The sequence below is a fragment of the Streptomyces sp. NPDC093064 genome (assembly GCF_044754605.1).
In the GTDB taxonomy this organism is placed as follows: Bacteria; Actinomycetota; Actinomycetes; order Streptomycetales; family Streptomycetaceae; genus Streptomyces.
On record NZ_JBIVPK010000023.1, the window covers coordinates 20,425 to 35,329 of the forward strand.

At 71.5% G+C, this 14,905-nt stretch carries 13 protein-coding genes; 10 read left to right on the plus strand and 3 right to left on the minus strand.

Annotation, left to right across the window (positions count from 1 at the left end):
• Nucleotide 1 precedes the first annotated feature (1 nt).
• The 3 genes from moaA (at nucleotide 2) to ACIQFZ_RS25235 (ending at nucleotide 3,033) form a co-directional block, all read left to right on the plus strand.
• Nucleotides 2-991: a GTP 3',8-cyclase MoaA gene (gene moaA, locus ACIQFZ_RS25225; RefSeq protein ID WP_383059739.1), complete on the plus strand. Its 990-nt coding sequence runs from the start codon at nucleotides 2-4 to the stop codon at nucleotides 989-991.
• A 159-nt stretch (nucleotides 992-1,150) separates the two neighbouring features.
• A complete protein-coding gene (gene ggt / locus ACIQFZ_RS25230; RefSeq protein WP_402692197.1) occupies nucleotides 1,151-2,746 on the plus strand; it encodes a gamma-glutamyltransferase in 1,596 nt (531 codons plus the stop codon).
• Between the two features lie 107 nt (nucleotides 2,747-2,853).
• Nucleotides 2,854-3,033, plus strand: coding sequence for a hypothetical protein (locus tag ACIQFZ_RS25235; RefSeq protein ID WP_402692198.1), 180 nt, complete (start codon nucleotides 2,854-2,856; stop codon nucleotides 3,031-3,033).
• 74 nt (nucleotides 3,034-3,107) lie between these two features.
• Here ACIQFZ_RS25235 and ACIQFZ_RS25240 read toward each other — a convergent pair whose 3' ends face one another.
• The 3 genes from ACIQFZ_RS25240 to ACIQFZ_RS25250 all read right to left on the minus strand — a co-directional run bounded on the left by ACIQFZ_RS25240 (nucleotide 3,108) and on the right by ACIQFZ_RS25250 (nucleotide 7,621).
• A complete protein-coding gene (locus ACIQFZ_RS25240) occupies nucleotides 3,108-5,498 on the minus strand; it encodes an excinuclease ABC subunit UvrA (RefSeq protein ID WP_365433834.1) in 2,391 nt (796 codons plus the stop codon).
• Between the two features lie 285 nt (nucleotides 5,499-5,783).
• A complete protein-coding gene (locus tag ACIQFZ_RS25245; protein WP_365431501.1) occupies nucleotides 5,784-6,158 on the minus strand; it encodes a VOC family protein in 375 nt (124 codons plus the stop codon).
• 206 nt (nucleotides 6,159-6,364) lie between these two features.
• Nucleotides 6,365-7,621 (minus strand): amidohydrolase, encoded by a 1,257-nt coding sequence (locus ACIQFZ_RS25250; protein ID WP_383059743.1) that lies wholly within the window; start codon nucleotides 7,619-7,621, stop codon nucleotides 6,365-6,367.
• A gap of 205 nt (nucleotides 7,622-7,826) precedes the next feature.
• Between ACIQFZ_RS25250 and ACIQFZ_RS25255 the strand changes: the two genes are divergently transcribed.
• The 7 genes from ACIQFZ_RS25255 (at nucleotide 7,827) to ACIQFZ_RS25285 (ending at nucleotide 14,267) form a co-directional block, all read left to right on the plus strand.
• Nucleotides 7,827-8,378 (plus strand): DoxX family protein, encoded by a 552-nt coding sequence (locus ACIQFZ_RS25255; RefSeq protein WP_376652580.1) that lies wholly within the window; start codon nucleotides 7,827-7,829, stop codon nucleotides 8,376-8,378.
• Between the two features lie 195 nt (nucleotides 8,379-8,573).
• A complete protein-coding gene (locus ACIQFZ_RS25260) occupies nucleotides 8,574-9,302 on the plus strand; it encodes a DUF1684 domain-containing protein (RefSeq protein ID WP_383059745.1) in 729 nt (242 codons plus the stop codon).
• A gap of 46 nt (nucleotides 9,303-9,348) precedes the next feature.
• Nucleotides 9,349-10,869 (plus strand): ABC transporter substrate-binding protein, encoded by a 1,521-nt coding sequence (locus tag ACIQFZ_RS25265; RefSeq protein WP_376410791.1) that lies wholly within the window; start codon nucleotides 9,349-9,351, stop codon nucleotides 10,867-10,869.
• On the plus strand, nucleotides 10,869-11,834 hold the full coding sequence (locus ACIQFZ_RS25270; RefSeq protein ID WP_365431489.1) for an ABC transporter permease: 966 nt from the start codon (nucleotides 10,869-10,871) through the stop codon (nucleotides 11,832-11,834). Before ACIQFZ_RS25265 ends, ACIQFZ_RS25270 begins: the two co-directional genes overlap by 1 nt.
• On the plus strand, nucleotides 11,831-12,709 hold the full coding sequence (locus tag ACIQFZ_RS25275) for an ABC transporter permease (protein WP_402692199.1): 879 nt from the start codon (nucleotides 11,831-11,833) through the stop codon (nucleotides 12,707-12,709). Before ACIQFZ_RS25270 ends, ACIQFZ_RS25275 begins: the two co-directional genes overlap by 4 nt.
• Nucleotides 12,706-13,506, plus strand: a complete 801-nt coding sequence (locus tag ACIQFZ_RS25280) for an ABC transporter ATP-binding protein (protein ID WP_225078725.1) — start codon at nucleotides 12,706-12,708, stop codon at nucleotides 13,504-13,506. The genes ACIQFZ_RS25275 and ACIQFZ_RS25280 overlap by 4 nt, the downstream gene beginning before the upstream one ends.
• Complete coding sequence (locus ACIQFZ_RS25285) at nucleotides 13,503-14,267, plus strand: ABC transporter ATP-binding protein (protein ID WP_365776723.1); 765 nt, start codon at nucleotides 13,503-13,505, stop codon at nucleotides 14,265-14,267. The genes ACIQFZ_RS25280 and ACIQFZ_RS25285 overlap by 4 nt, the downstream gene beginning before the upstream one ends.
• Nucleotides 14,268-14,905 lie beyond the last annotated feature (638 nt).

The following is a 14,905-nucleotide window of genomic DNA, read 5'->3' on the forward strand; positions in this document are numbered from 1 at the left end:
CATGCTGATCGACACCCACGGTCGGATCGCCACCGATCTACGGGTCTCGCTGACCGACCGCTGCAACCTGCGGTGCACCTACTGCATGCCCGAGGAGGGTCTGGCCTGGCTGGCCCGGCCCCGGCTGCTCACCGACGACGAGGTGGTCCGGCTGGTGGGTATCGCGGTCACCGGCCTGGGTGTCACCGAGGTGCGCTTCACCGGTGGTGAGCCGCTGCTGCGCCCCGGCCTGGCCGGCATCGTCGCCCGCTGCGCCGCGCTCACCCCGCGGCCGGAGCTGTCGTTGACCACCAACGGGATCGGGCTGGCCCGCACCGCCGGCGCGCTCCGCGAGGCCGGGCTCGGCCGGGTCAACGTCTCGCTGGACACCCTGCGCCCGGACCGCTTCAAGGCGCTCACCCGCCGCGACCGGCACCGGGAGGTGCTGGCCGGGCTGACCGCGGCACGCGAGGCCGGGCTGGAACCGGTGAAGATCAACTCGGTGCTGATGCGCGGGATCAACGACGACGAGCCGGCCGAGCTGCTGGCCTGGGCCGTCCGGCACGGTTACCACCTGCGGTTCATCGAGCAGATGCCGCTGGATCCCCAACACGGCTGGCAGCGCGAGCAGATGGTGACCGCCGAGGAGATCCTGCGGAAGCTCGCCGCGTGCTTCTCCCTCACCCCGCAGCGGCGGGGGCAGCGCGGTTCGGCGCCCGCGGAGCGGTGGCTGGTCGACGGCGGACCGGCCACGGTGGGGGTGATCGCCTCGGTGACCCGGCCCTTCTGCCGGGCCTGCGACCGTACCCGGCTCACCGCGGACGGCCAGGTCCGCACCTGCCTGTTCGCCAGGGAGGAGACCGACCTGCGCACCGCGCTGCGCTCCGGGGCGTCCGACGAGGAGGTCGCCGCCCTGTGGCGGGCGGCGACGCTGGGCAAGAAGGCGGGAGCCGGCCTCGACGGCCCGTCCTTCCTCCAGCCCCGGCGCCCGATGTCCGCCATCGGCGGCTAGACGAAAGAGCGAGGTCACGCGAGGGTGGGCCGGCACGCCGAGGTCTGTGCGCCGCGCCGGGAGAAAGATTCGGTACGACCTCTGGACAGAGGATCGTCCACTTTTGAGAATACTGCCTACTTCATATCGTATGCAATCTGATGTCTCGGAGGAGCCGGTATGACGCGCACCACCCGCCCGGTGGCGCTGGCACGCAACGGGATGGTCAGCACCCCGCACTACCTCGCCTCCACGGCCGGCCTCCAGGTGTTGCAGGAGGGCGGTACGGCCGTGGACGCCGCGATCGCCATCAACGCGACGCTCGGCGTGGTCTACCCGCACATGACCGGACCGGGCGGGGACGCCTTCTGGCTCATCCACGACGCCGCCACGGGCCGGGTCCACGCACTCAACGGCAGCGGCCGGGCCGGCGCCCACGCGACCCGCCCATACTTCCGGCAGCGCGACCACCGGGAGATCCCGACCCGGGGGCCGCTCGCCTCGGTGACCGTGCCCGGCGCCGTCGACAGCTGGTGCGGCGCGCACGAACGGTTCGGCAGCCTCTCGCTCGCCCGCCTGCTCCAGCCGGCCATCACCTACGCCCGCGAGGGCTTCGCCGTCTGCGACAGCTACGCCGCCTGCGCCGCCGAGGTCGCGCACGTCCTCCGCGCCCATCCGCTCACCCGCAGCACGCTGCTCCCGCGGGACCGGCTGCCGATCATGACGGACGTCCTCGCGCTGCCGCAGCTGGCCGAAACGCTGGAGACCGTCGCGGAGAAGGGCCGGCCCGGCTTCTACGAGGGCCCCGTGGCCGAGGAGATCGCGACGAGCCTGCAACAGGCCGGCGGCCTGCTCACCACCGAGGACCTGGCCGCCCACCGGTTTCAGTGGACCGAACCGATCTCCACGACGTACCCCGGGTACCGCTGCTACCAGGCCCCGCCGAACTCGCAGGGGTTCGCGCACCTGATGGCGCTGAACATCGTCGAGAACTTCGACCTCGGCGGCATGACCGACAGCAGCCCCGAGTACGTCCACCTGCTGGTGGAGGCGACCCGCCTGGCGTTCGCCGACCGCGACCGGTACCTCACCGACCCCGACTTCCACGACATCCCCCTGCGGCACCTGCTGTCCAAGGACTACGCGGCCGAACTGAGCAAGCGGGTGGCGCCCCGGCCGGCCCCCGCGGGACCGGGGGCGCGGATGGGCGGCGACACTACGTGCAGCGTCGTGGTGGACTCGGCAGGCAACGCGGTCTCGGTGATCCAGAGCCTCTACCACGAGTTCGGCTCCGGGTTCATCGCGGGCCGGACCGGGGTGCTGATGCACAACCGAGGATCGTTCTTCTCCTTGGACGAGGCACACCCGAACCGCCTCGAACGCGGCAAGCGGACCTTCCACACCCTCATGCCCGGCATGCTCTTCCGCGGCGAGAACCTGGACCTCGTCTTCGGAACCATGGGCGGCGAGGGCCAGCCGCAGACGTCGAACGCCCTGGTCACACGGGTGGTGGACTTCGGCAGGGACGTCCAGTCGGCCATCGACGCGCCCCGCTGGCTGTACGGCCGCACCTGGGGGGACGAGCGACGCGATCTGCGGATGGAGGACCGCTTCTCCTCCGGGACGCTGGACGAACTGCGCACCTGGGGCCACCCGGTCCGGGAGGTCGGCAGCTGGGACGGCGTGATGGGGCACGCCCAGGCCATCCGCGTCACCGACGACGTCCTGATGGGCGGCGCGGACCCGCGTGGCGACGGCCTCGCTCTCGGCTGGTGACGCCCGACCTCGTGACAGCCGGACGACTCGTCACCACCGCCCTCGTCGGTCTGCCGCTCTTCCTGCTCGCCCGGACCAGCGGGTAGACCCACGGAACGGAGAAACCCATGAACAGCACCGCACGCGTCCAAGCCTGGTCGAGCCTCGCGGCGATCGTCGCGCTGCCCCTGCTGTATATCGGTGGAACAGACCGGATGCCGGCCCTGTCGGCCACCGGACTCGCCATCTTCGCCGTGAGCATGATGATCTCGCCCGCCCTGCGGTACGTCTCCCGCCCGCGCGGCTGAGGCCGCCCGGCACCCGGGCCGCACGGTGGGACGCGTCGGAGCGGACGCGTCCCACGGTGTCGCCGGGGCCTCGGTCAGGCGCCGACGTACGTCGCGAGGTGCTGACCGGTGAGGGTGGAGCGGGCGGCGACGAGGTCGGCGGGCGTGCCCTCGAAGACGACCTGGCCGCCGTCGTGGCCGGCACCGGGACCGAGGTCGATGATCCAGTCGGCGTGCGCCATGACCGCCTGGTGGTGCTCGACGACGATCACCGACTTGCCGGAGTCGACGAGCCGGTCGAGCAGGCCGAGCAGATGCTCGACGTCGGCGAGGTGCAGACCGGCGGTCGGCTCGTCGAGGACGTAGACGCCGCCCTTCTCGGCCATGTGGGTGGCCAGCTTGAGCCGCTGCCGCTCGCCGCCGGACAGCGTGGTGAGCGGCTGGCCCAGGGTGAGGTAGCCGAGCCCGACGTCGGCGAGCCGGCCGAGGACGCGGTGCGCGGCCGGCGTGTGGGCCTCCCCGGCGCCGAAGAACTCCTCGGCCTCGGCCACCGGCATCGCCAGCACCTCGCTGATGTCCCGGCCGCCGAGGTGGTACTCCAGCACCGACGCGTCGAACCGCTTCCCCTCGCACTCCTCGCACGTGGTGGCGACGCCGGCCATCATCGCCAGGTCGGTGTAGATGACGCCGGCGCCGTTGCACGTGGGGCAGGCGCCCTCGGAGTTGGCGCTGAACAACGCCGGCTTCACCCCGTTGGCCTTGGCGAACGCCTTGCGGATCGGGTCGAGCAGTCCGGTGTACGTCGCCGGGTTGCTGCGCCGCGAGCCGCGGATCGCGCCCTGGTCGACCGACACCACGCCCGCGCCGGCCGGGATCGACCCGTGCACGAGCGAGCTCTTGCCGGAGCCGGCGACACCGGTGACGACGACGAGCGTGCCGAGCGGGATGTCGACGTCGACGCCGCGCAGGTTGTGCGTGGTCGCGCCGCGGACCTCCAGCGTGCCGGTGGGCTTGCGCACCGTCTCCTTGAACGAGGCCCGGTCGTCGAGGTGGCGGCCGGTGAGCGTGTCACTGGCCCGCAGCCCGTCGACGGTGCCCTCGAAGCAGACGGCGCCGCCCGCCGTACCGGCGCCGGGACCGAGGTCGACGACATGGTCGGCGATCGCGATGGTCTCCGGCTTGTGCTCCACCACGAGGACGGTGTTGCCCTTGTCCCGCAGCCGCAGCAGCAGGCCGTTCATCCGCTGGATGTCGTGCGGGTGCAGGCCGGTGGTGGGCTCGTCGAAGACGTAGGTCACGTCGGTGAGCGAGGAACCGAGGTGACGGATCATCTTCACGCGCTGCGCCTCGCCGCCCGACAGGGTGCCCGACGGGCGGTCGAGCGAGAGGTAGCCGAGGCCGATCTCCACGAACGAGTCGAGGGTCTGCTGCAGCGTGGCGAGCAGCGGCGCCATCGACGGCTCCTCCAGGCCGCGGACCCATTCGGCCAGGTCGCTGATCTGCATCGCGCAGGCGTCGGCGATGCTGGTGTCGCCGATCCGCGACGACCGGGCCGCCTCGCTGAGCCGGGTGCCCCCGCACTCGGGGCAGTCGGTGAAGGTGATCGCCCGGTCCACGAACTCCCGGATGTGCGGCTGCATCGCCTCCCGGTCCTTGGAGAGCATCGACTTCTGGATCCTCGGGATCAGACCCTCGTAGGTCATGTTGATGCCCGCGATCTTCATCCTGGTCGGCTCGCGGTGCAGGAAGTCCTGCAGCTCCTGCTTGGTGTACTTGCGGATCGGCTTGTCCGCGTCGAAGAAGCCGGACTCGCTGTAGAGCCGGTAGTTCCAGCCGCCCGGCTTGTAGCCGGGGATGGTCAGCGCGCCCTCGGTGAGCGACTTGGAGTCGTCGTAGAGCTGGGTGAGGTCGACGTCGGAGACCGCGCCCCGGCCCTCGCAGCGCGGGCACATGCCGCCGGTGATGCTGAAGCTGCGGCGCTCCTTCACGGTCTTTCCGGCGCGTTCCACGGTGACCGCGCCCGCCCCGCTGATCGAGGGCACGTTGAAGGAGAACGCCTTGGGCGAGCCGATGTGCGGCTGCCCGAGCCGGCTGAAGAGGATGCGCAGCATCGCGTTGGCGTCGGTGGCGGTGCCGACCGTGGAGCGGGGGTCGCCGCCCATCCGCTGCTGGTCGACGATGATCGCGGTCGTCAGCCCGTCGAGGACGTCGACCTCGGGCCGGGCCAGGGTCGGCATGAAGCCCTGCACGAAGGCGCTGTAGGTCTCGTTGATCAGCCGCTGCGACTCGGCGGCGATCGTGTCGAACACCAATGAGCTCTTGCCCGAGCCGGAGACTCCGGTGAACACCGTCAGACGCCGCTTCGGGATCTCGATGCTGACGTCCTTGAGGTTGTTCTCGCGCGCGCCGTGCACGCGGATCATGTCGTGGCTGTCGGCAGCGTGCGGCGCGGGCGACGGGGTGTCCGTCCTCGTGGCCTTGCTCATCGTGTCTCCATCCGTGAGGCTGCGCCGCCTTCGCGGCAACGTGGGTGTCCGCCTGAGCGGCGGTGCCGGGCCGGGGTGGCGCGACGCACGTCCGGCCGGCGCTCACCGGGGTCGCGCTCCGCGCGAGAACCAAGGCATTATCCACGCACCTGGTCCGCGCGGACCCTCCGGCCGGGGAGCCGGTGAATCCGCGCGGCTCACCCCCGTGATCGCCGCACGGCCCGGCCCACGCTACCGAGGGCCGGGCGTCCGGCGCTTCTCCATTCCTGACCGGTTCTGCCCCGGTTACAGATACGGGCGGGTGATCAGCTCGATCCCGTGGCCGGCGGGATCTTTGAAGTAGACGCCTCGGCCGCCGTGCTCGTGGTTGATCTCGCCGGGGAGCTGCAGGTGCGGGTCGGCCCAGTGCTCGATGCCGTGATCGCGCAGCCGCTGATACGCCCGGTCGAACAGGTCGTCGTCGACCAGGAACGCGTAGTGCTGCATCTGGATCTCCACCGGCGGCTCGGCGAACTGGAGCAGCACACCGTCGGCGAGCTGGATGTTGGTGAACGGGCCCCAGGAGGGCGCTGCCCGCACTTCCAGCAGCTCGCGGAAGAAGCGGGCCGACTCTTCGCGGTCCTTGGAGGCGATGATGGTGTGGTTGAACGAGGCTGTCATTCGCTGACCTGACTGTAGTTCGGCACGGAAACGTACTCGTCGTGGTGCACGAGCACGGGGAGGTCCGCGTGCCGAACCATGGGGGTGCCTTCTCCGCACCCGCGGTGAGATCAGCCCTCCACCGGGTGGCCAATCCGTGAGTGGCGTATCGCCGGTCCGGTGTTCACGTCGGGAACCCTACTTGATCCGGCTTCCGTGCGGGTGGGTCACGCGGAATGCGGGGCCGGGCCGAGCCACGCGAGGGCCGCGGTGGTCAGCGCCGTGACGCCGTTGCTGAGGGTGGGCCGCATGACGGGCGCGAAGAAGGGCGAGTGGTTCTGCGGGATGTCCCGGCTTCTGGTGCTCGCGACCTCCGCCTTGGCGTAGACGCCGGGATCGACGCCGCCCAGCAGCCAGTAGCAGACCGGCACGTTCGCGCTGGTGCCGAAGACGCCGACGTCCTCACTGCCGGAGGAGGCGCCCGGGTCGGTCAGCCTGTCGTGGCCGACCACATCACCGATGGCGGCCATGGTGCGGGCGCACGCCTCCTCGTCGTTGACCATCAGCGGGAAGGTGTGCAGGGTGCTGATCTCGGGATCCCGCTGCGCCCCCGCGGCCGCCGCCTCGCCGCGGACGATCCGCTCCACCGCGCCCAGGACGGTCCGGCGGACCTGCGGGGTGTAGGTGCGGATGTTGAGCTGGAGCCGGGCCTCGTCCGGGATGATGTTGTCCTTGGTGCCGGCCTGCAGGGCGCCGACGGTGACCACGGCGCGGTCCGCGGAGGCGATCTCGCGGGAGACCACGGTCTGCAACCGCATCACGGTGGAGGCGGCCATCACCACCGGGTCGATCGACGCTTCCGGCATGGACGCGTGCGCTCCGCGCCCGAACATGCGCACGTCGAGCGCGTCGGTGGCGGCGAAGGCGAGACCGGGGTGGCAGGCGATGGTGCCGGCCGGGATCGACATCACGTGCTGGCCGAGGACGACGTCGGGAGTGCCGAACCGGGCGTACAGGCCATCGTCGACCATGGCCTGGGCGCCCTGGCCCAGCTCCTCGGCCGGCTGGAACACGGCGAGCACGGTGCCCGACCACCGGTCGTGGGCGTCGGCCAGGAGTGCCATGGCGCCGAACAGGCAGGTGACGTGCACGTCGTGGCCGCAGGCGTGCATCACGCCCTCGTTCGTCGAGGCGTACGGCAGTCCCGTCCGCTCGGTGACGGGCAGCGCGTCGAAGTCGGCGCGCAGCAGGACGGTCGGGCCCTGGCCGTTCACCAGTCGGGCCACGACACCGGTCCGCCCGACGCCCTCGGTGACCTCGTACCCCAAGTCCCGGGCGCGCCTGGCGACTTCGGCGGCCGTGCGGTGCTCCTCGAAGGACAGCTCGGGGTGGGCGTGCAGGTCCTGGTAGAGCGCTTCGAGGTCCGCGGTCAGGCTGGTGTCCAGGCCGGCCAGGACCTGCCGGGCCGTGTCGCGTGCGGTCATCGTGATGCCCCTTTGGCCGGCGAAGGGCCGCCACCTCCGACGTAACCACACCCGCGTAGACGCGGCAGTCCGGTCGGCGCCACCCCCGCTGCTTGAAAGTTGTAGCACCGGTCCCATCTGGGTTAGCTTGAAGATTCAAGTTAAGTCGGGGGTCCCGCCGCTGAGCGTCGTGGGGCCCCGCCGTCCGACCCGAGGAGCCCCCACCTTGACCACTCCTGACGTCACCCTGTCCCGCCCCGCCGCCGCGCCGGAGACGGCTCCGGCGGCCCCCGCCCACGCCTACGACGCCGGCTTGCTCGTCCTGCGCCTCGCGCTCGGGCTGACCATGGCCGCGCACGGCGCCCAGAAGCTGTTCGGCTGGTTCGGCGGAGGCGGCGTCGACGGCACCGGGCAGTTCTTCGCCGCCTCCGGCTACCCCTCGCCCCGGGCGTTCGCCGTCGTGGCCGGACTCAGTGAGACCCTCGGCGGGCTCGGCCTCGTGCTCGGCCTGCTCACCCCGCTTGCCGCCGCGGCCGTCGCCGGCACGCTGGTCAATGCGATCTCCGTCAAGTGGGGTGGCGGCTTCTTCGCCCCGCAGGGCGTCGAGTACGAGCTCCTCATCGCCCTGTCCGCGGTGGCTCTCGCCCTGACCGGCCCCGGCCGGATCGCCGTGGACCGGCTGCTGCCCGGGCTGCGCTCGCACCGCGTCGCCCACGGCGTCGCCGCGATCGTGCTCGGTGTCGTTGTGGCCGGTGTCACGCTGCTGCTGCGTCACTGACGCCGGGCACCGGACGGCAGGCCGGCGGGGCGACAGGCCGTGCCCGGCCTGTCGCCCCGGGCCGTTGTCCGAGCTGTGGATCTCATTTGACATTAGAGAGTCTTATAGAAGATAAAGGTGACGCTTTGGCCATCAATTCACGCGGCGCGACATCTGCGGCGTGAGCCGACGAACGCTGCGCGAATGAGTCCTGACATGTCCCACCCCATCACCGACCAGCCCACAGCCGACCCCGCGGGGGAGTGGGACGCATGGCGGTCCGAGCGTCATCGGGCCCTCACCTCGCCGACGGGCAACCTCGCCCTCGTCGAGACCCGCTGGCTGCCGGCCGGTGAGCGCCCGGACGCCGAGGCCGCGCGCGCGGGGCAGCCGCAGACGGTGACCGTCACCACGCTCCAGCGCACCGACCTCGTCACCGGCGAGCCCGAGCACGGCCTGCGGTTCTGGGACGCCGACTCGCCCGCGGTCCGCCACTTCGACCGGGTCGACGTGTTCCCGTACGACCCGGCCTGGGTGCTCGAGGCGACGTACACGCCCGTGCCCGGCGCCCGGCGCGTGGCCTTCGAACACATCCGGGACAACGGCGGCACCCGCGACCTCGTCGTCCCCGGCGACATCACGCTCACCGTCGACGGCCGCGACTACACCCTCAGCGCCTTCGACGACGACGGCACCCTGCTGCTCGTCTTCGGCGACCCCACCAACGTCGACATCACCTACGGCGCCGGCCGCTTCCTCTTCGTACAGCGCACCGAGGACGACGACCGCGTCCTGCTGGACTTCAACCGCGCCTTCGTGCCGCCCTGCGGATTCTCCGATCAGTACAACTGTCCGATGCCGCCGCGGCAGAACCGTTTCCACCTGCCCGTTCAGGCCGGTGAGAAGCTCCCCGTCTTCCGCGGCGGCTTCCCCGCACAGCACTGATCACCCCGCAGCCTCCCGCACCACCAGCACGAAAGCGCCCACAGCCATGAGCATCAAGAAGACGTCCCTGTACGCCACCGCCACCGCGGCCGGCCTCGCCCTGACCCTGACCGCCTGCGGCGGCTCCGGCTCGGGTGGCAGCGCCTCCGGCGGCGCTGTGAACAAGGACGCCACCGTCAACATCGGCTCCCTCTACGAGCCGCAGAACCTCGACAACACCGCGGGCGGCGGCCAGGGCGTCACCGAGGCCCTCAACGGCAACGTCTACGAAGGGCTGTTCAAGCTCACCGACGACGGCAAGGTCGAGAAGCTGCTCGCCACGGACTACAAGGTGAGCGGTGACGGACTCACCTACACCTTCACCCTGCGCGACGGCGTGAAGTTCCACAGCGGCAAGGCCCTCACCAGCGAGGACGTCAAGTACAGCCTGGAGAAGGTCATCGCGGACGACTCCCAGTCGGCCCGCAAGGCCAACCTCCAGGTCATCAAGGACATCGCCACCCCCGATGCGCGGACCGTGAAGGTCACGCTGTCCAAGAAGTCGATCTCCTTCGTCTACAACCTCTCCTACGTCTGGATCATCAACTCCCAGGCGAAGAACCTGAAGACGACCGAGGACGGCACCGGCCCCTACCAGCTCGGCAAGTGGACCCGCGGCTCCGCCCTGAGCCTGGACCGGTTCGCCGGCTACTGGGGCAAGGCCGCGGCGAACAAGACGGCCGTCTTCCACTACTACAAGGACGCGACCGCCCTCAACAACGCGCTGCTGACCAACGCCGTCGACGTGGTCACCAGCGAGCAGTCGCCCGACGCCCTCGACCAGTTCAAGAACAACCAGAACTACAAGGTCAACGACGGCGACTCCACCACCAAGCTGCTGCTCGCCTTCAACGACAAGGCCAAGCCCTTCACCGACGTCAAGGTGCGCCAGGCCGTGTCCTCCGCCATCGACGACAAGAAGCTCCTTGAGTCGGTCTGGGGCGGCTACGGCAAGCTCATCGGCTCGATGGTGCCGCCCACCGACCCCTGGTACGAGGACCTCACCAAGGTCAACGCCTACGACCCGGCGCGCGCCAAGAAGCTGCTCGCCGAGGCCGGGTACGCCAAGGGCTTCAGCTTCACCCTCGACACCCCGAACTACGACCCGCACCCCACCGCCGCGACCTTCATCAAGTCCGAACTCGCCAAGGTCGGCGTCACCGTCAAGATCAACACGATCACACCGGACGAGTGGTACACGAAGGTCTACAAGAACCACGACTTCTCGGCCACGCTCCAGGAGCACGTCAACGACCGCGACCTCGTCTGGTACGGCAACCCCGACTTCTACTGGGGCTACGACAACAAGCAGGTCACCCAGTGGGTCGAGCAGGCCGAAGCGGCCTCCACCACCGCCGAGCAGACCGAGCTGCTGAAGAAGGTCAACCGCAAGACCGCCGAGGACGCGGCCAGCGACTGGCTGTACCTGTACCCGCAGATCGTCGTCGCGAACAGCAAGTTGTCCGGCTACCCGCTCAACGGCCTCAACTCGCAGTTCTACGCCTACGACATCAAGAAGAAGGGCTGATGGCCCGCTATCTCCTGCGCCGCTTCGCCTTCCTCCTGGTGTCGCTGGCCCTGGCGAGCGTGGTGCTGTTCGTCCTGCTGCGGATGCTGCCCGGCGACCCGGCCAACGCACTCACCTCGGTGGGTGCGAGCCCGGAGCAGATCGCCGCGGCACGGCACTCCATCGGGTCCGACAGGCCGCTGCCCGAGCAGTTCGTCCACTGGCTCGGGCAGCTGGCGAGCGGCGACCTCGGCACCTCCTTCGTCAGCTCGCTGCCGGTCGGACCCGAGGTCGCCTCCCGGCTGAGCGTCACCGTGCCGCTGACCCTGGCCGCGTTCACCCTCGCCGTCGTCCTCGCCGTGCCCGCCGGGTTCGTCGCGGCGCACAAGCGGCACACCTGGTACGGCGCACTGCTCAGCGGCGTGTCCCAACTGGGCATCGCCGTCCCGGTGTTCTGGCTCGGCATGATCCTCATCGCCGTGTTCGCACTGAACGCCGGCTGGCTCCCGTCCGGCGGTTTCCCGCCGGACGGCTGGTCCGAGCCCGCCGAGGCGATCCGCTCCCTCGTCCTGCCGATCGCCACCATCGCCCTGGTGATGAGCGCGTCCCTGATCCGCTACGTCCGCTCGGCCACCCTCGACGTCCTCGGCAGCGACTACCTGCGCACCGCCCGCGCCCTGGGCTCGTCCTTCGGCCGGGCGATGTGGCGGCACGGCCTGCGCAACGCCTCCGTACCGGTCATCTCCATCCTCGGCATCGAACTCGCCTCGACCCTGCTCGGGGCGGTCGTCGTGGAATCGGTGTACGCGCTGCCCGGCCTCGGCTCCCTGCTCGCCACCGCCATCGCCCAGCACGACTACCCCGTCATCCAGGGCGTGCTGTTCGTCTCCACCCTCGCCGTGCTGCTCATCGGTTTCGTCGCCGACCTCGTCCAGCGGATCATCGACCCGCGCCTGCGCGGCCGGCTCTCCGGAGGTGCCCGATGACCCAGGCAGACACCCTGCCCACCGTCCGGCCGGAGGAGAAGCCACCGAGCCGGCGCCGGTCCCGGCGCTCCGCCACGCTCGTCGTCGGCTGCGTCCTGGCCGGCCTCATCGCGCTGCTCGCCCTGGTCTCCCTGTTCTGGCTGCCCTACTCCGCCGACGACACTTCCGGCGGACGGCTGGCCGGCCCCGGGAACGGACACCTGCTGGGCACCGACAAGCTCGGGCGCGACCTGTTCACCCAGGTGATGACCGGCTCGCGGATCGCCGTCGAGGCGGGCCTCGGGTCGGTGCTCGTCGCCGCCGCGATCGGCGTCACCCTCGGTGTGCTCGCCGCGTTCGCGCAGGGCTGGCTCGACGACACGCTCTCGGCGTTCCTCGACATCCTCATCGCCTTCCCGACGCTGCTGCTCGCGATGCTCATCGTCGCCGCCCGCTCGGCGACTCTCGGCTCGGCCGTCCTCGCGATCGGCCTGGCGCAGAGCGCGGTCGTCGCCCGGCTGGTGCGCATCCTCGTCAAACGCGTGCTGGCGCAGGACTACATCACCGCGGCCCGCACCTCCGGCACCTCCCGGCCCAGGACCGTCGTCGGCCATGTGCTGCCCAACATCTGGCCCACCCTCGTGGTCAACCTGGCCCTCCAGTTCGGTCTCGCCGTACTGGCCGAGGCCGGACTGTCCTACCTCGGGCTCGGCGCGCCCCCGCCGAACGCCTCGTGGGGCCGGATGCTCCAGGAGGCCCAGGCCACCTTCACCACCGCCCCGGCGGGCGCGCTCGCCCCCGGCATCCTGCTCGTCCTGCTCGTCATCGGCGTCAACCTCATCGCCGACGGCCTGCGCGACACCCTCGACCCGGCCACCCGCCGGAGGCGCGCGTGAACCTCCTCGACGTCCGCGGGCTGACCGTCCGCACCGGTGACGGCCGCACCCTGGTCGACGACCTGTCCTTCACCGTGGCCGGCGGCGAACGCCTCGGCCTCATCGGCGAGTCCGGCTCCGGCAAGTCCCTGACCACGCTCGCCGTGCTCGGTCTGCTGCCCGACGGCATGACCGCCACGGGCAGCGTCGAACTCGCCGGTACCCAGGTCGTCGGCGCCCCCGAGAAGCGGCTCACCTCCCTGCGCGGCCGGGACGCGGCCGTCGTCTTCCAGGAGCCGCTCACCGCGCTCGACCCGCTGATGCGCGTGGGCCGCCAGATCGCCGAACCCCTCCGCAGGCGCACCGGCCTGAAGGGCAAGGACCTTCAGCGCGCCGTGGCGGACACGCTCGCACAGGTCCGGCTGCCCGACCCCGAGCGCATCGCCCGCGCGTTCCCGCACGAGATCTCCGGCGGGCAGCGCCAGCGCGTGGCCCTCGCCATGGCCCTGGCCTGCGAACCGAAACTGCTCATCGCGGACGAGCCGACCACCGCCCTGGACGTGTCCGTGCAGGCGGAGATGCTGGAACTCGTCGACACGCTGGTCCGGGAACGCGACATGGCGGTGCTCTTCGTCAGCCACGACCTCGCCGTGGTGGCCAAGGTGACCGACCGTGCCCTGGTGCTGAAGGACGGCCGGGCCGTGGAGGAGGGACCGGTCGAGACCATCGTCGGCGCGCCCCGCGAGGAGTACACCAAGGCCCTCGTCGCCAGCGCCCGGCGCCTGGAATCCGCCCTGGACCTGAGGAGCGCGCGATGACCCCCGTACTAGAACTGTCCGGCGTCGCGCTGCGCTACCGGGGCAGCACGGACAACGTCGTCGAGGACGTCTCCTTCGAGGTCGAGGCCGGACGCAGTCTCGCGCTCGTCGGCGAGTCCGGAGCCGGCAAGACCACGCTGCTGCGGCTGCTGCTGGGCCTTGCCCGCCCCACGGCCGGCCAGGTCCGCTTCGACGGCGCCGAACTGTCCCCGCGGGACCGGGAGCAGATGCGCCGGTTCCGGCGCGGCGTCCAGTGCGTCTTCCAGGACCCCTACTCCTCGCTCGACCCGCGCCGCCGCGTCGGCGCCACCGTGGCCGAGCCGCTGGTCTCCCTCGGCATCGACAGCCGCGCCACGGCCCGGCCGAAGGTGGCCGCGGCCCTGGAGCGGGTCGGCCTGCCGGCCGACGCGGCGGACCGCTATCCGCACGAGTTCTCCGGCGGCCAGCGCCAGCGGATCGCCATCGCCCGCGCCACCGTCTGCACCCCGCGGGTCCTGCTGGCCGACGAACCCGTGAGCGCGCTCGACGTGACCACCCGGGTGAAGGTCGTCGACCTGCTGGCCGAGCTCAAGCAGGAGCAGGGGCTGACGCTCGTGATGGTCTCCCACGACCTGTCGGTCGTGGCCTCCCTGTGCGAGCGCACCGCCGTCCTGGAACGCGGCCGTGTGGTCGAACACGGCGACACCGCCCAGGTCTTGGGCCGGCCGGCGCACCCGTACACCCGCCGCCTGCTCGACAGCGTGCCGCGCCTGCCGGCCTGAACCGCCGGCACATCGCCCGGCGCGGGCCCCCGACCGCGCCGGGCCCTGGCCTACGCCGCCCCTGGCCCCGGCCGAATCCGGCCGACCCGAACCGCAACGCGCGGCCCGACGTGGGACTTCGGCCGTTTCGGGTCCCGCCCGTGTGGGTCACCGGCCGTTCCGGGGGGTCTGGCTGTCCCGGTCGGCCCGTGCTGCTGTCGCGCGGCCTGGCGTGGGCCTTGGGCTGTTCCGGGTCCGGCCCGTGCGGGCTACCGGCTGTTCCGGGGGGTCTGGCTGTCCCGGTCGGCCCGTGCTGCTGTCGCGCGGCCTGGCGTGGGCCTTGGGCTGTTCCGGGTCCCGCCCGTGCAGGTTACCGGCTGTTCCGGGAGGTCTGGCTGTCCCGGCGGCCGGCCCGAGCCGCTGTCGCGCCGCCCGGCGTGGGACTTCGGCCGTTTCGGGTCCCGCCCGTGCGGGTCACCGGCTGTTCCGGGGGGTCTGGCTGTCCCGGTCCGCCAGAGCCGCCGTCGTGCCGCCTGGCGCGGGCCCCCGCCCGTGCCAGGCGCCTGGCCGTTCCCGGGAGTCCGGCCGACCCGAACCCCCGTCACGCCGCTCAGCGCGGGCCCCCGGCCCTCCCGGACCCCCGCGCCGCCCTGGGCCCG